The sequence below is a fragment of the Chryseobacterium sp. GP-SGM7 genome, assembly GCF_049166575.1.
Taxonomy (GTDB): Bacteria; Bacteroidota; Bacteroidia; order Flavobacteriales; family Weeksellaceae; genus Chryseobacterium.
In genome coordinates this window covers 538353-555917 of sequence record NZ_JBMHFF010000001.1, presented here as the reverse complement: position 1 = coordinate 555917, position 17565 = coordinate 538353, and the positions used below count along the sequence as shown (strand labels likewise).

Genomic DNA, 17565 nt, shown 5'->3' with positions numbered 1-17565 from the left:
TTATTTATCAATTAAAAAATCTTGACTTTCAAGTCTTGTTTTCATTCTTACATATTTAATAAGAAAGTAATAACGTTTTATACCAAAGACGAAAATGAAAATTTTCACCAATCTGTTATATACACTGTCTATTCCTGACACATTTATATTCCTTTCTTTAGCAATCCCTAAATTATAATCTACTGTTTTGTCTTTCAATATAAGTCTTTTTGAATGAAGTATTTTATAAAACGAATTTTCAGGCGTGAAAGGATTAAAGTTGATATCATTATTTTCCGAATATACTCTAAATAATCTTCTATGTAAAGGAATAATAACTTCACCATTGCCGAAATTGTTAAAAGAATATTTCAATTTTGAAAAAAAATCATAATTCATTTTATTTACCAAATCTGAATAGGTATTGATAATTGGTATAAATGAGGGAAAAACATTGATGTTATATTTTGGATGTCTTCTGTTGATAACTGTTCTGTTGTATGGGTCAAAACCAGAAAAATGAAAAAATAAAAGTGGATATTTTTCCTTGGTTCTTAAATCTTCAATAACATATTTACAATCCTCTATTTTAAGTTCTCTTTCGTGAAGGTTCCAAATGGCAATATTAATTCCGGGATGATGGGATATTTTTATTTCTTCCGGGAAAAAACCAGGTAAGAAATCTATCCATCTCTGATCTACATGCAAAGCATCTTCTTTATCTGCAAAACATTTATTAGATAACCTATCCATCCACCATTCTACAATCTGTTTACCTATATGATTATTTTTAATAGCTCCAAATCCTAAATTATAAATTCCAACAAACAACAATTCTTCTTCTGTAACAGCGCCTGTAAAATTTGTTTCTATATGATTATAATGTGGTGTAATAACCATTGAATAATCTTGTAAATCATCATAAATACTAATCAAATTATTTGTAACAAAAATATCCGGATCAAGATAAATAACTTTATTGTAACCTTGATTGAATAATTTATTAAAACAAAAAGGTTTTATAGAAGTAGCAAATTCTATAACATTGTATTTGAATGCCATCCCTTTCCAATCAGAAATCCAAGAATCATCTAGCTCTACTACACTCACATCCTTAATATCTTCTGTTTTTTCGTCAGCTAAAAAAAGGTAGAAATCAATCTCTGGATTATGCTTTAAAACAGATTCTTTTAGTGTAAGAGCCTGTGCTAAATAATTTTTTGCACAAATTGTGAATATTGCATTCATCTTTATTCTATTATTTTTAAAATACGGGCAGGAGCACCACCAATAACACAATTATCTGGAAAACTTTTTGTAACAACTGAATTGGATCCGATTATACAATTTGCTCCGATAACAACGTTGGGTAGTATGGTAACTCCTTCGCCTATCCACACATTATCATTGATTATTACTATACCCTTAGAAAAAAGTTTTCTTTGAGAGGGCGGAGTTCTAAATTCATTGATATTTATTTCTCCATGAGAATGATCTGTAATAAATACTCTGCTTGCCAAAAGCACATTATTACCTATTGTAATTGAATTAATAGCCCCAATATGACAATCAAAATTCATTGAGACATTATTCCCTATAATAATTTTAGGTGTATACTCATTATTGTTGTGTCTAGTAAAAGCTTCAATTCTCAGTCTCCCAAAGGAACTAAAATTATCTCCTATCTCAATATTTTCGGCTCCATGAGCTCGAATAGGATACTCTATGTGAAAATTTTTTCCACACTTTTTTAAACTGCTTTTGATAAAAAAAGAGTAGAGAAGATTTTGATATAATCTTAATTTATTAATAATCTTTACAACCATTATCTTGGTTTAAATATATCTAATACCTGAATAATAAATTCTGCTTTTTCTTTACGAACCCGCTCACGATAGAAATCAAAATTCAATGAATGCTTTTCATAATTTTTCAAAATATCACCAACTAAGTTTCCGATTTTCTGAATATTACTATCTTTTTTCTCAAGCTTATATTGACTGTAAATTGACACGTCTTCAAAAAAACCAGCTGATCCGTCATAGCCAGTGATGATGCATGCTCCAGACATCACAGCTTCTCTGGGAATTCTGTCTTTTCCAGGATGAAAACCAAAATCTATATATAGTTTTGCTTTCTTCAGATTGTCTATCATATCTGCTCTCGTCATTTTTTCTAATGGTATCCATTGATAATGAGGGAATGCATTGATTATTTTTTGAGTAAATTCAATTCCTTTTTTAGGATTATAAAGAATAATATCGCTTTTCTCAACATAATCTTCACTATTAAAAAACTCATCATTTATAAAATCTTTTAATGGTAAAAGCTCCCTAAATTTATTATTTTCTAAAAAATTTTGTGCATACTCTGACTGATATGTATTGAGATAATCCATTTTTGACAAAGTAGACAGAGATATATTATCTTTAAAATAATTCTTCCTTTTAAATAAGAAATTATAAGTACGATATAAGATGATTTTAGCACCATACGCTGGCTTCCAAGCTAGATAATCTGATATTGACAGGTATCTATCTGAAGTGTAATAAAAATTATCGACACTTAGCCACCACAACATCACCTGGATATTTTTTACTGAAAGTACTTTATTAAAAATTGCTTCATATAAAACTAAAACATTATTCTCACTGTCTTCAAAACCTTCAGATAATTGAATATTGTACTTTTTGTAATCAGATGCTATTTCTCCTGAGCAAATTTCATTATTATTTGCAGGATCAAAATATATCAAATATGCATTTCCATGATTTTCATTAAGAACGTGCACAATTTGATGCAAAAGTTCTGCACCTCCCGTTACTGAATCTTTAGGGCAAAGAACAAATATTTTAGAATCTTTAGTAATCTTTATCATAATTCAGCTTTATTTAAGATTCTTGTATCTTGCAAGAACGAGTTCTACTATTGGAGCCATATCATAATATTTATATTCTGCCAATCTGCCACCAAATAAATATTGTGTTTCTTTTTCGGTTAATTCTTTATACTTGTGGTATAGAGCATTATTTTCATCGTCATTTATAGGGTAATAGGGTTCCATTCCTTCTTTCCATTCTGAAGAAAATTCTTTTGATATGACTGTTTTAGGGCAATTTTCTACCTCATCACCAAACATTTCAAAATGCTTATGTTCTATAATTCTTGTGAAAGGGATTTCAGATTCTGTATAATTTACCACTGCATTTCCCTGCCAGTTTGTAACATCATGTATTTCATGCTCAAAATGAATGGTTCTATATGCCAGTTTACCAAATTCGTACCCGAAGAATTCATCAATTGCTCCGGTAAAAAGTATTTTCTCACCTAAATTTTCATAATAAGATTTATTTGAAAGAAAATCGATGTTGCACTGTACTTCTACATCTTTAAGTAAGCCTTGAATCAATTCATTATATCCTCCCACAGGAATTCCTTGATATTTATCGTTAAAATAATTATTATCATAGACAAATCGCACAGGAAGTCTTTTAATAATAAATGCAGGGATTTCTGTAGCAGATCTTCCCCATTGCTTTTCCGTGTAACCTTTTATTAGTTTTTCGTAAATATCTTTACCAATCAACAATAAAGCTTGCTCTTCTAAGTTTCTAGGCTCTGTAATATCTTCTGCTTTCATTTTTTCTAAAGCTTCCTGCTTCTGATCTTCAATCTTGGCTTTAGCTTCAGATGGAGTAGTTACCCCCCACATTTGGTAAAAAGTGTTCATATTAAAAGGAAGATTAAAATAATTTCCTTTATAATTTGCTACGGGAGAATTCGTGTATCTGTTAAACTCAACAATTGAATTTACAAATTCCCAAACTTCTTTATTTGAAGTATGAAAAATATGAGCACCATACTTATGTACGTTAATACCCTCAATTTTTTCACAATATAAGTTACCTCCTGTTTGAGGTCTTCTGTCGAGTACTAAACATTTCTTTCCATCTTTATTTGCCAAATACGCAAAAACAGCACCATATAGACCCGCACCAACAATCACATAATCATATTTCTTCATAACAAATTTTATAAAACTTATTTGAAAGGCTCAAATTATCTTTTAAAACTAATCTTTGTAATTTTTCGTTTTAATTAAAGAAAACATATTTTTAAAATAAAAATCTTTAACAGAAACAATATTTATATTTTTTTTAACCAAAACTATATACATTAGAATGGTCACAAAACTTTCTACAATAACAATATTCCACGCAGTACCAATATACCCGAAATATTTCGACATAAAATAATTCAGACTAACACCTATTACACTTGCTGCTAATGTAATTTTAAAGAACAATTTATCTAATCTCATGTTTAACATAATTTGAATTCCAAATACATTTGACATTCCAATTATAAAAGGAAGAAATGACATTATTTTCAGTGGCAAGATAGAGTTTTCATATTTATTTCCGTAGAAAATATTGATTAAAATTGGTGTAAAAATAAGTACACCTAATGATGCTATAAAAGTTATATAAAAAACAAAAGGGAATATTTTTTTTACGATTAACAATCCATTTTCGTCCGACTTGGCATACGCTTTCCCTATGAAAGGATACAATGCATTAGAAAGAGGGATGCTTACCACAGATGTTACTATATTCAAAAAGTTTTGGCTTGTTGTAAAATATCCTAAATCTTTTGTATTGGCAAAAAAACCTAAAATAACGACATTTGTTGTAGTGTATAGACTAATAACAATTGTGGAAAAAAAAATCATTCTATCATCAAAGATAACTTTAGAAGCCTTACTCAATGAAACAAATTTAAATTTTAACTTAAATTTCCTGAAGGAATAATAATATAGAGAAAAATTAATTCCTACAAGAAAAAAAGTTGTTAAAACAGGAATCCAGATATAGTCATTTACATTTTTTACACACAAGAAAACTAAGATGGTATTAAGAATACCTTTTACAAAATTTGCTTTTGCAAAAACACTCATCTCCTGAAATCCCTGAAAAATATATTGTGCCGAAAGTACATTAGAGATTGCTCCTATAAACAAAATACATACTACAAATTTATAATTCTGAATAGGTGAGAAAAAATAAAGTGCCAATAAAAAAAAAATCACTGCAAACCCCGTCAGAATAAGTCTGCAAGTAAAAACCTCAGAAACTATTTGACTTACTTTTTCTAAAGAATGACTTTCATGGGCTATTCTACGTGTAGCACTCAAATCAAAACCGTAAGCAATTAAGATCGCAAAATAAGTGATAAAAGATGTTGAATAGTTTATAATACCATATCCTTCCGGTCCAATTATTCTAGAAATATAAGGAACAGTAATAAGCGGAAATATATAATTGATAATTTGTACAGATCCTAAGGATACTATATTACCAACTAATTTACTTTTAATCATTTGTCAAAATCCCTAAAAACTATATATAAATATTTTTTAACGAAAAAAAAGCTTAAACTTTAATTTTTGTAACCAACTCTTCTCCGTAGCATTATAGCCATAACCATATTTATTTCCATAACCAAAATTGTTAGCATTTACATCATTAATTACAAAACCAACATTCTTAAGCTTTTGCTCTTCAATTACACTGTTTGAGAAATCAATAAAATCTTTTTGAGTAACCTCAGACCTCAAAACATATAAAACTACATCAGAATATTCTGAATATAACAATGTATCTGTTACCAACATTATTGGTGCAGTGTCTACTATAATATACTCATATTGATTTTCAAAGATATTCAATAGCTTTTTAAAATTTCCATTAGATAAAAGTTCCGTTGGATTTGGCGGGATTGTACCTGAAAAAATAACATCACAATTGCCATTTCTTTTTGATTGATGTATAATATCTTTAAGATTAATTTCCGGATTATAAAGAAAGTCCGTAAGACCTTCTGCATTTTTCTTGTCAATATTATATCTCTGAAGCTGCGGGTTTCTAATATCTGCACCTATAAGTAAAACTTTCTGTTTTGAGGTTGCCAAAGTAAGTGCTAGATTCACAGATACAAAAGTTTTCCCTTCTCCTTTTACTGTAGAAGTTACATAGATAATTTTTGCCGAATCTTTTTTAGGCAATAAGAACTTAAAATTGGTAATTAATATTCTGAAAGCTTCAGCCAATGGAGACAAGTCATTTATTTGCACAGTTTCATTATCTCCTTTATTAATATGTGGTAATTCAACAAGGACTTTTGTAGATGATAATTTTGCGACATCATTTTTATTTGTAATTGTATTATTCAATAATCCTTTAAGATAAATGTAAGCAGCAGGAATCAATAACCCAATTAAAGCTGCAATTAAAAGTATCACTTTTGTTTGAGGAGCTACAAGTTTCTTAAGAACATATGCTGAATCTACAACTCTCGCTTTTTCAACTGTTATAGCCATTGAAATAGCAGCTTCCTCTCGTTTCTGAAGGAGCAATAAATACAAACTTTCTTTGAGCTGTTGTTGTCTTTCAATATTTCTGAAAACCTTTTCCTGTGCAGGAATGCTTCCTATTTTAACTTCTGATTTATTGAGTTCAGACTCTGCAGCATTTCTAGCTAAAGTAATTGCAGTAATACTTTTTGATAGCGATTCACGAATTGATGACCTTAAGGCATTTATTTGCGCATCAGCTTCTTTTACCATTGGGTTTTCTAAAGTAGCATTTTGGAGGAGATTATTCCTTCTGATTACCAAAGTATTATATTCTAAAATACTTTTTGAAGCGTCTCCATTTTCAATCCCAAAATTTATTGGCAAAACTTCTTTTGTATCTTTACTATTTAGAAATTTAAGTAATATATTTTGAAGCTCTAACTGTGTACCCAATGTTAGAAGCTTAGATTTTGTAACTTCTTTTGTTTGAAGATTAATTCTCGCTTCAGATTGTAAATCAACAATATTATTTTGAGATTTATATGCTTCTTTAACATCCTCAACGTCTCCTAACTCTTTTGATATGATAACAATTCGATCATCGATAAACTGAGTTGTTTTTTCAGATTCTTTATTCTTGTCTTTTACCGCATAAAGATTATACTCATTAACTAAGTTATTTAAGAAATCTTTTCCTTTTTCTTTATTTGCACTCGCAATCGATAAAGAAACTACCGTAGCTTCTCTTTCAACCAAGTTTACCTGTAAAGCTCCCTGATAATCTTCAACAGTAGCTTCAAAACTACTGTAGGTAAATAATAAATTATCTTTGTCTAGTTTCTTGAGAGTTGAGGGCTTAAAATCAGGATTTTTAGTTATAATAATATTAGCAAACGGAAGATTGACTGTACGATTATATTCACCTTTAATCTCATTATCCCATTCTTTAGAAGTTAGTACAAAACCATTTCCTTTCAGACTAATTTCAATAGGCTTTTTAGGACCCTGGTCAACTTCTTTTTCATTAACAATAATTATTTTAATCGGAGCTGTACTTTTATATAATTCTAAATTATGTAAGCCTTGTTTTACATATAAACTTATTTGCAAATTTTGTTTTCTTAAGACATCTTCTACAATTTTTTTTGATTTAAAAACTTCTAATTCGTTTTCAATACTATTCGTTCCCATCGAGGATAATCCCCCCAAGCTTTGCAAAACACCAAAATCACCAGATGCAGATGACATTTTTTTTGCATCTTTAATGAGAACAGAAGATTGGAGATTGTAAACAGGGGCTACCGTTTTTATATAAAAAATGCCTAAAAGCGTCGTAAATAAAACACTTAAAAAAAACCACCACCATTTGGAAATATATGGTTTTATAATTTCTCCAACATTTATTTCTTTTTGTTTTGCTTTATACATATCTATCGCGAAAAACTTATTTTAAAAAGATATTTTTACTTTTTAAGGTAAAAGAATTGCAAATATATTGATTATTTTAACTTATTCTAATATAATAAAGGCTATAATTCATTAATAGTTATTTTATACTATTTATTTTAATCTTCTAATAAATATTCATATTACTAAAAAAAAAGTGTAAAATATTTAAAAAATTAATAATAACTTCACTGAAATTTATACGTCAACATCAAACCACCTCTTGTAGGTATAAGTTCTCCGCTTTTATTCCAAGCAGTTGCGCCGTCGTAACGCTCATTGTTGTCTTTCAGATAGCCTTTATAAATAGATTGTGTAGCACCAATTCCTGCGTAAACATCTAACCCGAGCTTATCGTTTATAATAAAATGATACCCTCCACTTATCCCAAAAATAAAAGCGAGACCTTTTTGATAACGTTCGGTAACTCTGATGTTTCCATCCGGTAAAATCTCAGGATTACCTTCGGAATCATAAACGGGAGATGCTTTTAAATAATTCCATTTCTGAATATTAAAAGCCGCAATTGATCCGTATGCACCAACATACCATTTTTTCATTACCTCATCAAAATAATATCTGCCTTCTAATGTTCCCATATAAAACTGCAGTTTTTTACCATTAAATGATTTCCAGGGAGAAATGAAACCTTCCGCCTGAACAGAAAACTTTTTATTTAAGGGTCTTTCAACAGCCAAGTTTATCATTCCTATAGGCAAGAATAGGGTATTAGCTTTCAACTCTACTTTTTGTGCATCAATTTTTGGGGAAATCAAAAATAAAAGGATCAGAGATACTTGTAAAAGGGGTTTGATTTTATGCATCATAATTATATTTCAACATTATTATCTTAAAACAGAAAAAGTTTTAAGCAGTATTTTCAGATCATTTTTAAACGAAAGGTTATTGTAGTAGTCCAGATTCATTTTCACCTTCTCAGGGAAAAGAATTTTATCGTTATATTCTAAGGGATTATTCTGTTGGTTTAATATTTCCTCTTCATTTCTAAATTTTATTCCGGCTTCACTGGTTAAGCCCGGTTTCAGATCTAGAACTGCGGTGTCATTTCCCTTTAACACATCATAATATCCCGGAATATCGGGTCTGGGTCCTACTAAAGACATATCTCCTTTAATAATATTAAATAATTGCGGTAATTCATCAAGCTTGGTTTTCCTCATCCATTTTCCCACTTCTGATTTCGTATTATTTTTAGAATGATAGGTTCTGAATTTATAGATTATAAATACCCTCCCAAATCTTCCAATTCTTTCCTGCGTAAAAATGCCCGGAAAACCCGTATCTATAGATGCGGTAAAAAAGAGTATAAAAAAAACAGGTGCCAAAAAAATGATTGCGAGGAAACAAATTCCATAATCCATCATTGCTTTCCACCAAGGATATTTCTTCACTGGTATTTACTTGGCAGCAAAGATAGGGAAAGATGTTGATTCTCTATTTAACGATTAAGCTTAAAAAGGAGTTATAAAAAATAAAAAACAGTTTACCTTATGAAAAGCAAACTGTTATCTTCTTATATTAAATTTCTTTAAACAACTTATCTCTTCAAGAAAAACTGCTTTACTACTTTTCCTATTCTTACTCTATCCTCATCAGAGAGATTGGAACCTGAAGGCAAACATAGGCCATTATCAAATAATTTTTCAGCCACATCTGTTCCATAATATGGAGCATCCGTAAAAACAGGCTGTAAGTGCATTGGTTTCCATAAAGGTCTTGACTCAATATTGTCTTCTAAAAAAGCCAGTCTTAAATCTTCCCTATTTTTCTTTACTATACTCTCATCAATTACAATTGCAGATAACCAGTGATTGGAATAATATTCTCCCGTCGGTTCAGAAAAAACCTCAACCCCTTCAATATCTTTGAAAAGCTCAGCGTAGAAATCGTGCATTTTTCTGCGGGCTTCTACTCTGTCGTTTAAAACTTCCATTTGTCCGCGGCCGATTCCTGCTACAATATTACTCATACGATAATTGTAACCAATATGAGAATGCTGATAATGAGGTGCGTTATCTCTTGCCTGAGTCGACAGAAATACTGCTTTATCTTTATCTTCATGAGTATGGCAAACCAAAGCTCCTCCACCGGAAGTTGTAATAATTTTATTTCCGTTGAAAGATAAAATCCCAAAACGACCGAAAGTTCCGCAAGCTTTTCCTTTGTATGTTGAACCCAAAGCTTCTGCAGCATCTTCAATCACAGGAATTTCATATTTTTCTGCGATTGCTGAAATTTCATCCATTTTAGCAGGCATTCCGTACAAATGAACCACGATAATAGCTTTTGGCTTTTTGCCTTTTGAAATTCTATCCTGAATAGCTTCTTCCAAAGCAAGCGGACACATATTCCAGGTATTTTTTTCTGAATCTATAAAAACCGGGGTCGCTCCACAATAGGCAATTGGATTTGCCGAAGCCGAAAACGTCATCGACTGACAAATAACTTCATCTGCATATTCTACACCACATTGAATCAATGCTAAATGCAAAGCCGCTGTACCTGCTGAAAGAGCTCCCACTTTTACATCAGCATTTAAAAATGTTTCTAAATCTTTTTCGAAGCCATCTACATTTGGTCCTAAAGGAGCAACCCAATTGGCATCGAATGCTTCGTTTACATATTTTTGTTCGTTTCCGCCCATGTGTGGGGAGGAAAGCCATATTTTATCCTGCATAATTACTTATTTACGGTATTTTTTGATTTATAATAATTTAAGCATACTGAAGGATATTTCAATTCTTCCATTTTAGAAATAACTCTTTGTACATCAAAAATAAATGATTTTAACTCAACAGTATTTGTTTGGGTGTCTACCATCAGATAATTGGCAACATCAAGAAATGATCTATTTTGTCCTAAACTTCCTGTATTGTACAAATTTTTACCATTCTTCACTCTGTGAAATTGTTGATGTGAATGACCAACAATCGTATTATTTTCAAAATCTAAAGTTTCAATATCTGTATCTTTAAAAATATACAAACCATCGATAGAATGTTTTATGTTGAAATCTCCAACATACCTTTTATCTTTAAATTCATTAATAAACTCTACAAATTTCGGATCAAATTTCGGATAGCAATATTTAAAGAAGGATTTTGCAACTTCATTTATTCCAGGATAGAATTTATCAAGATAATATTCTTCATGATTTCCTTTTAAAAAAATTCCATTTTGTTGTTGAGATAAAAACTCTAAACATTCATTCGTCCAAGGACCATAATTGACTATATCACCATGACAAACAAACTGATCAAAATTATTTTTTTCAATTTTGAAAAGTTCTTCCAATGAAATAATATTTCCGTGAACATCACCAAATACAAGTATTTTCATTATAAAATCATGTTATTAATTCCTTCAATAATATTGATTTTAGGATTCCAATTTAGTTTATCTTGAGTATTTTTTATATCAAAATAAAAAGAACTTCCTGCTTCTTCCCCAATATATTTTATTGATGAAGAGTGTCGTGCTGAAATAATTTTTGCAATTTCACTGTTTGATGTTGAAACTCCTGAAGCGCCGATATATGTTCCGTTTTCCTTACTTTCCATAGCTTTTATACATAATTCTGCTGCATCTTCAACATGTAAGTAGTCTTGTTTTCGACTACCATCTCCGAACAAAACAATTTCTCCTGTTTCTCTAGATTTTTTTATAATGTTTGGTAGAAAAGAACCATTGTTAAGACCTTTACCATATAGATACGTTAGTCTTAATATTGCATAATTTTCATGAGAAGAAACAAGAAATTCTGCGGCTAATTTTGAGAACGGATAAAGTGTAGGATTATTAAATGCGGAATTTATACTGATGATTTCATTATGTACTCCATAAACATTTGTACTTGAGATAAATATAATTTTAGAAGACCTATTATTTTGTAAAATCGTCTGTATCGCATTCTGTATTTCGATTAATTCCTGATGATTGCACTGATAATTTCCTAATAACAAAAAAATAAAATCAAAATGATTTTTACAGAATATAAAATCATCGATCTTTATTCTTTCAATATTAGGATCTATATTAGAATAACTATTATTATAGACTGCCGTAACAGTATATTTTTTTTCAAAAAGTTTTTGGGTTAAAGCTGAACCTAAAAAACCATTTGCTCCAACAACAGCACATTTTAGAGCCATACTTAAGATTTTAAATTAAAATTATAAAATTGTGCTTTTGGAGACTCTAATTCTTGATCGTTATTGAATTTTTCCATTTCTTTATTTTCGATAAAAACATCTGACCATGCTCTCATAACAACTCCTGATTTTAATTCTATATTTGCAGGAATTTTATTGTGTAAATAGTAATTTAATATAATTTCAATTTCATTTACTCCATAGAAATATCTTAGTGGCGTTGTACCGCTGAATCTACCATTAATTTCAAAAATAACAGGTTGACCATTCAGAATTCTGTATTGAAAATTTACAGGACCATCAGGTTTTAGAATTTCAGCGATTTTAGAAATTACGTGATCATATTTAGAAGTATTTTCATCTCTGTAGGTTCTATAGGTATTCCCATCTCTCAAATCACGTTTTAAACTTACTATTGAAACACATTTACCATCTAAAACAATACATCCTGAAGTATATTCACCATCAGTATCTGGTAAAAACTGCTGCACAACAAGATTACTCTTTTCATCATAAATATTCATTAAATCTTCATGAGTATTTATTTTAACCAAACCCAAAGATCTTGCTCCATCTATCGGTTTTGCAAATAAGGGAAGTCCTAATTCTCTTTCAAGTTCCAATAAGCTTTCCATTGAATTTGCCATTTTTGAAATTGGATAAGGGAAGTTATTTGCCTTGAGAAATTCTGCCGTTAAAAATTTATCATTTGATATTTTAATAACTTCCGGACTGCTCACTATTATTTTACAATTATAATTTGCTAAAAAGTCATCATGAACTTCTGCGAGTTTTACAAGTTCTGTATCAGTTCCTACTAAAATTGCCTTTATCTCATATTTTTTAACAATGTTAATAATACTTTGTATATAGTTCTCCTCAGCAGCTTTTGGAATGTAAAGTGCATGATCGCCCAACCAATGTCCTGTAGATCTCGAATCGGGATCTGCTGTAAATATTTTCTTTGGAAATTCACAAAGTTGTAACATTCGCAATATTCCTTGTCCTAATAAAGCACCCGCTCCGGTAACTAAAATATTTTTTTTATCCATTTTTTCTTGTCATGTATTTATCAAATGCTTCTGTAATATTCCCATTGGCATCATTAATTCCCTCCGATTTTATTGTTTTCCTTATGGTTAGAAAAAAAATTTGCACATCTACTTTAAATGATAGATTATCAACATACCAAACATCGTACTTAAATTTTTCCTCCCAAGAGATTGTATTTCTTCCATTTACTTGAGCCCAACCGGTAATTCCCGGTAAAACTTCATGTCTTCTGATTTGAACAGCGTTATAAAAAGATTCATATTGAGGTAATAAAGGACGAGGTCCGATAAGACTCATTTGCCCTTTCAAAATATTAAGCAACTGTGGCAATTCATCTAAAGAGGTTTTCCTTACAAATTTTCCTATCGATGTTAGTCTGTCATCATCTGGTAATAGATTATTATAATCGTCTCTCTTATCGTTCATTGTTTTGAATTTAATGATATTAAAAACCATATTATTTTTCCCCATTCTTTTTTGAAAGAAAAAAGGCTTTCCATCATTTGCAAAATATAATCCGACAGTTACGATAATAAAAACCGGGCTTAAAATCATTAATCCTATAAACGCAGCTGTAAAGTCAAATATCCTCTTAAAAAAAGTTTTATACATATCTATAGTTTTTCTACAATTAAATTATATGATCGATCAACAACATAATCATTTAATAATAGTTTTTCTGCATTTTCTCCTAAAGTTTGTAAATCATTGCCTAAAAGTAATTTAATTTTGGTCTGCATTTCACCTTGATTCCCTGAAATAACTTTATAGCCGCAATTGGCTTTTTCAATGATATCTCCAATATCTGTATTTGGATCTGTTGCTGCAACTACCGGCAATTTCATTTCTAAATAAGACAACAACCTTGAAGGAAAATTCGGAATCAAAAAGTTTTTATCTAAAAAAATCAGTCCAACATCACATGCTGATAATAACTGATCGTAATCTTCTTTTGGCAAACGCTGCAAAAGTTTTGCATTTATTGGATTTTTATCTTCAAACCATTTTTGAATTTTTGGAAACTCAGTTCCATTACCAACAATAAGAAAAAAAGCATTCTTCAATGTAGTTTCCTGAATGGTTTCTAATAAAAAATCTAATCCTTGCGGTTTTCCTAAATTACCACCATACACTAAGACTTTTTTATCAATAGGAACTCCGTATTTTTTACGAATACTGATTTTTTCGTCTTTAGAATAATTAAAAACTTTAGGCTCTATCGTATTTGGATTTACCTCTACTTTTTTACTATCGATTTCAGGATTGTGTCTTAACACAAAATCTACATTTGCTGGAGACATACAGCCAATTGTATCTGAAATTTTATATAATTTTTTTTCTTTCTTTAAAAACTGCTTGTGCAGAAAACCGTCTTTTTTAATCATATTCATATCCACCGCATTTTGCGGGAATATGTCTTTTAATAATAAGTAAGATCTTGCATGATCTCTTTTCTTTACAAACTCTATAACTTTGCCAAAAGTTATTGGCGGAGTAGAATACAAAACAAGATCAAATTTTTTATTTGCAAGATGTTTTTTGATTGCTGAAAGATACTGATATTCAATAGCAAGAGTACCAATTCCTTTTTCAACGATATTTGTTTTTTGAATGTTGAAAGTCTTTACCTGAAGAATTGAAACCCCTTCTTTTTCGCTAAAATTAGTAGATATTCTTTTTCTTCTTTCAACGGGAGTTACGATGGTAATATGATGACCTTCACTGCGAAACTTACGCAGTAAATCTTCATAAATACCTCTGTCTTTTATGGATTTTATTTCAACTAATGTCAAAAAAAGTATATTCATTATTTAAATTTCCTCCGACCAAACGGTCCTTTTAATATAATCAGTATAAGAAATAATAATTCTTACCACTTTTTCTGAAACATTCGGCATCGAATAATCTGAAACCGGTCTGAAGTTTCTTTCAACACCAACTTTCTGTTGTAAAACCTGAGTTAAGCCCTGTAAAATACGCTCCGGAGACAAACCAACCATCATTACACTTGCTTCTTCCATTGCTTCCGGTCTTTCGTGAGCCTGACGAATATTTAACGCTCTGAAGTTCAATATTGAAGATTCTTCTGAAATTGTTCCGGAATCAGATAATACTGCATACGCTCTTTTTTGCAATGCATTATAATCATGAAAACCTAAAGGCTTTAAAAACTGTATTTCAGGACGCATTTCGATCTGCATTTTATCAATCATATTTTTCGTACGTGGATGCGTAGAAACAATGATCGGGTATTGATATTTTTCTGCAATGGCGTTTAAAGAATCCATCAAACCTCTGAAGTTTTTTTCAGAATTGATATTTTCTTCTCTGTGAGAAGATATTACAAAAAACTTTCCTTCTTCTAAATTTAATTTTTCTAAAACGTTTGAAGCATGAATTTGTGGTAAATAATGATTCAAAACTTCAAACATCGGCGAACCTGTTTTAATAATTCTGTCTGCAGGAAGACCTTCTCTTAAAAGATATTCTCTTGCAATATCAGAATACGTCAAATTAATATCCGAAGTATGATCTACAATTTTACGGTTCGTTTCTTCCGGAACTCTCTGATCGAAGCATCTGTTTCCTGCTTCCATGTGGAAAATTGGGATATGTCTTTTTTTCGCCGGAATTGCACATAAACAAGAGTTTGTATCTCCCAAAACTAAAAATGCATCAGGCTTTAGCTCCTCTAATAAAGGGTCAATTTTAATTAAAATATTCCCTACTGTTTCAGTAGCTGTTTTTCCTGCGGCTTCAAGGAAATAATCTGGTTTACGAAGTCCTAAATCTTCAAAAAAGATCTGGTTCAGCTCGTAATCATAATTTTGTCCTGTATGAACGATAATATGCTCTACTGCTTCAGAAGCGTCTAAAGCATCTAATACTCTTGATAGTCTGATAATTTCCGGTCTTGTTCCCACAACCGTCATTACTTTTAGTTTTTTCATATAGCTATTTGCTGTTATCTTTCGACTTCAACTTTATTTTAAATTAATATTTTAAACTTCTACAAAATAGGTATCTGCATTTTCAGGATTGAATGCTTCGTTGATCCAAAAAATTGTGTATAATTCTTCTTCTCCGATATTTTTGATATTGTGCGTGTACCAGATTGGCATATCTACATACGCAGGTTCATTTCCATCTAAATAAAAATCTAAAACCTCATCAGAATCAATTTTTCTAAGTTGGATTAAAGCTTTTCCTTTAATGACTGCAAATCTCTCAATTTTTCTTGTATGAAAATGATTTCCTCTAGTAATTCCCGGAACAGTAGTTGAGAATGAGCACTGTCCGCCAATTCCCAAACGAATAACTTCCACAAAAGCTCCACGAGGATCTGTATGCTGTGTAAATTTTACCGGATAATGCGTTTTTTGATTAATATATGAACGATATGTATTGAATAAATTATGTTCAAATGAATCATTGATTACAGGAATTTCTCCACCGTCAAAATACTTTGCTTTATAGTCATTCAATAATGCTAAAACTTCAGAAACTTTTTTAATGGCAGTGGGTTCAACAAAATATTCAGCTTTGCTGTTACCTTCTTTAATTTCATTAATAATGATTTCAACCAGTTCCTGAACGTAAATAAGCTTAACTTCTCCATCTGTTGCAATAGTCGGCGTTTCACCATGTGTTAACTGATAACAAAACGTAGAAATAAACGAATTATAGAAAGGTTTTCCGAAAGCTCCGAAAACATTAGGAATAATCAACCCCGTGATTTTCCCGCCATTTTCCTGAGCCCAGTTTGCTAAAGCTTCTCTCCCTTCTTTTTTTGATTTTCCGTATAAATTTTCTCTTTCTTCCTGAGTAGAAGAAGACATCATCACATGAGCATTTGAGCTCGTTCTTTTCAATGAATCAACTAATTTTTGGGCTAAACCTACATTGGTTTCATAAATAAACTGCTCACTTTCATGGCGATTCATTGCTGCAAGATGAACAATAACATCGCACTGGGCGACAAATTCATCTAATTTGCTTTCATTTTCAAAATATTCTTTCTGAAAATCAATTCTTTGAAAATCTTCGGGAGATAATCCCAAAGTATTATATAAATGTCTTCCGACAAAACCATTCTGACCGGTAATTCCGATTTTTTTCATGTGTTATGTTTTGTTTTTTAATTATAATCAATTTTCATTAAAATAATTTAAATCAAATCGATATTCATCAGCAATTTCGCCTAATCCGTAATCTGCCAAAACCAACAGTTTACCATCTAAAGATTTTGACTGAATTGCAGTGATACAACCTGCAGGAATATGCAGGTAAGTTAATACTTCGTCTGTTAATAGATATTTCTGAATTGTTAAATCTTTTGAAGGTTTTGTAAAATCATCAACCTCAATGACAGAAATTTCAAAACTTCCTTTCATACAGGCAAACCATCTTTGCTCAATTTTATGACCCTGCCAACCACGAATAAAATCCGTAGAATGATTTTCGATGGTATAAATTCTTTTGATTTCAGATGCATTAAATTCATTATTGAATGTAATAATTCCTCTATCATCTTTATGAGCTTTTCCCAGAAGTAACATT

General features: G+C 30.5%; 17 protein-coding genes. All 17 read right to left on the bottom strand.

What is annotated here, in order from left to right:
* Positions 1–1227 carry a glycosyltransferase gene (locus ACOOWA_RS02600; RefSeq protein WP_421373027.1) on the bottom strand — a complete coding sequence of 409 codons (1227 nt, stop codon included), beginning with the start codon at positions 1225–1227 and terminating at the stop codon, positions 1–3.
* Between the two features lie 2 nt (positions 1228–1229).
* Positions 1230–1805: an acyltransferase gene (locus tag ACOOWA_RS02595; protein ID WP_421373026.1), complete on the bottom strand. Its 576-nt coding sequence runs from the start codon at positions 1803–1805 to the stop codon at positions 1230–1232.
* Positions 1805–2857, bottom strand: coding sequence for a hypothetical protein (locus tag ACOOWA_RS02590; RefSeq protein ID WP_421373025.1), 1053 nt, complete (start codon positions 2855–2857; stop codon positions 1805–1807). Before ACOOWA_RS02590 ends, ACOOWA_RS02595 begins: the two co-directional genes overlap by 1 nt.
* 9 nt (positions 2858–2866) lie before the next feature.
* Positions 2867–4003, bottom strand: coding sequence for a UDP-galactopyranose mutase (gene glf, locus ACOOWA_RS02585; protein ID WP_421373024.1), 1137 nt, complete (start codon positions 4001–4003; stop codon positions 2867–2869).
* A gap of 48 nt (positions 4004–4051) precedes the next feature.
* Positions 4052–5359, bottom strand: coding sequence for a flippase (locus ACOOWA_RS02580; protein ID WP_421373023.1), 1308 nt, complete (start codon positions 5357–5359; stop codon positions 4052–4054).
* Positions 5360–5395: 36 nt separating this feature from the next.
* Positions 5396–7762 (bottom strand): polysaccharide biosynthesis tyrosine autokinase, encoded by a 2367-nt coding sequence (locus ACOOWA_RS02575; RefSeq protein WP_421373022.1) that lies wholly within the window; start codon positions 7760–7762, stop codon positions 5396–5398.
* 206 nt (positions 7763–7968) lie between these two features.
* Positions 7969–8607, bottom strand: a complete 639-nt coding sequence (locus ACOOWA_RS02570; protein ID WP_421373021.1) for a DUF3575 domain-containing protein — start codon at positions 8605–8607, stop codon at positions 7969–7971.
* Positions 8608–8625: 18 nt separating this feature from the next.
* Positions 8626–9192 carry a sugar transferase gene (locus tag ACOOWA_RS02565; protein WP_421373019.1) on the bottom strand — a complete coding sequence of 189 codons (567 nt, stop codon included), beginning with the start codon at positions 9190–9192 and terminating at the stop codon, positions 8626–8628.
* Between the two features lie 146 nt (positions 9193–9338).
* Entirely contained in the window at positions 9339–10478 is a 1140-nt protein-coding gene (locus tag ACOOWA_RS02560; RefSeq protein ID WP_421373018.1) for an aminotransferase class I/II-fold pyridoxal phosphate-dependent enzyme, read from the bottom strand.
* Between the two features lie 2 nt (positions 10479–10480).
* Positions 10481–11140 (bottom strand): metallophosphoesterase family protein, encoded by a 660-nt coding sequence (locus ACOOWA_RS02555; RefSeq protein WP_421373017.1) that lies wholly within the window; start codon positions 11138–11140, stop codon positions 10481–10483.
* Positions 11140–11952 carry an NAD-dependent epimerase/dehydratase family protein gene (locus ACOOWA_RS02550; RefSeq protein WP_421373016.1) on the bottom strand — a complete coding sequence of 271 codons (813 nt, stop codon included), beginning with the start codon at positions 11950–11952 and terminating at the stop codon, positions 11140–11142. Before ACOOWA_RS02550 ends, ACOOWA_RS02555 begins: the two co-directional genes overlap by 1 nt.
* Positions 11953–11954: 2 nt before the next feature.
* Complete coding sequence (locus ACOOWA_RS02545) at positions 11955–13004, bottom strand: ATP-grasp domain-containing protein (RefSeq protein ID WP_421373015.1); 1050 nt, start codon at positions 13002–13004, stop codon at positions 11955–11957.
* Positions 12997–13617, bottom strand: a complete 621-nt coding sequence (locus ACOOWA_RS02540; protein WP_421373014.1) for a sugar transferase — start codon at positions 13615–13617, stop codon at positions 12997–12999. Before ACOOWA_RS02540 ends, ACOOWA_RS02545 begins: the two co-directional genes overlap by 8 nt.
* Positions 13618–13619: 2 nt before the next feature.
* Positions 13620–14813: a glycosyltransferase family 4 protein gene (locus ACOOWA_RS02535; protein ID WP_421373012.1), complete on the bottom strand. Its 1194-nt coding sequence runs from the start codon at positions 14811–14813 to the stop codon at positions 13620–13622.
* A gap of 3 nt (positions 14814–14816) precedes the next feature.
* Entirely contained in the window at positions 14817–15956 is a 1140-nt protein-coding gene (wecB, locus tag ACOOWA_RS02530) for a non-hydrolyzing UDP-N-acetylglucosamine 2-epimerase (protein ID WP_421373011.1), read from the bottom strand.
* Between the two features lie 51 nt (positions 15957–16007).
* Positions 16008–17126, bottom strand: a complete 1119-nt coding sequence (locus ACOOWA_RS02525) for an NAD-dependent epimerase/dehydratase family protein (protein ID WP_421373010.1) — start codon at positions 17124–17126, stop codon at positions 16008–16010.
* Between the two features lie 27 nt (positions 17127–17153).
* On the bottom strand, positions 17154–17564 hold the full coding sequence (locus ACOOWA_RS02520) for a WxcM-like domain-containing protein (RefSeq protein ID WP_421373009.1): 411 nt from the start codon (positions 17562–17564) through the stop codon (positions 17154–17156).
* Position 17565: the final 1 nt, after the last annotated feature.

Coding starts and splice junctions, on each gene's coding strand:
- ACOOWA_RS02600 (WP_421373027.1), bottom strand. CDS start 1,227: ATGAATGCAATATTCACAATTTGTGCAAAAAATTATTTAGCACAGGCT.
- ACOOWA_RS02595 (WP_421373026.1), bottom strand. CDS start 1,805: ATGGTTGTAAAGATTATTAATAAATTAAGATTATATCAAAATCTTCTC.
- ACOOWA_RS02590 (WP_421373025.1), bottom strand. CDS start 2,857: ATGATAAAGATTACTAAAGATTCTAAAATATTTGTTCTTTGCCCTAAA.
- glf (WP_421373024.1), bottom strand. CDS start 4,003: ATGAAGAAATATGATTATGTGATTGTTGGTGCGGGTCTATATGGTGCT.
- ACOOWA_RS02580 (WP_421373023.1), bottom strand. CDS start 5,359: ATGATTAAAAGTAAATTAGTTGGTAATATAGTATCCTTAGGATCTGTA.
- ACOOWA_RS02575 (WP_421373022.1), bottom strand. CDS start 7,762: ATGTATAAAGCAAAACAAAAAGAAATAAATGTTGGAGAAATTATAAAA.
- ACOOWA_RS02570 (WP_421373021.1), bottom strand. CDS start 8,607: ATGATGCATAAAATCAAACCCCTTTTACAAGTATCTCTGATCCTTTTA.
- ACOOWA_RS02560 (WP_421373018.1), bottom strand. CDS start 10,478: ATGCAGGATAAAATATGGCTTTCCTCCCCACACATGGGCGGAAACGAA.
- ACOOWA_RS02555 (WP_421373017.1), bottom strand. CDS start 11,140: ATGAAAATACTTGTATTTGGTGATGTTCACGGAAATATTATTTCATTG.
- ACOOWA_RS02550 (WP_421373016.1), bottom strand. CDS start 11,952: ATGGCTCTAAAATGTGCTGTTGTTGGAGCAAATGGTTTTTTAGGTTCA.
- ACOOWA_RS02545 (WP_421373015.1), bottom strand. CDS start 13,004: ATGGATAAAAAAAATATTTTAGTTACCGGAGCGGGTGCTTTATTAGGA.
- ACOOWA_RS02540 (WP_421373014.1), bottom strand. CDS start 13,617: ATGTATAAAACTTTTTTTAAGAGGATATTTGACTTTACAGCTGCGTTT.
- ACOOWA_RS02535 (WP_421373012.1), bottom strand. CDS start 14,813: ATGAATATACTTTTTTTGACATTAGTTGAAATAAAATCCATAAAAGAC.
- wecB (WP_421373011.1), bottom strand. CDS start 15,956: ATGAAAAAACTAAAAGTAATGACGGTTGTGGGAACAAGACCGGAAATT.
- ACOOWA_RS02525 (WP_421373010.1), bottom strand. CDS start 17,126: ATGAAAAAAATCGGAATTACCGGTCAGAATGGTTTTGTCGGAAGACAT.
- ACOOWA_RS02520 (WP_421373009.1), bottom strand. CDS start 17,564: ATGTTACTTCTGGGAAAAGCTCATAAAGATGATAGAGGAATTATTACA.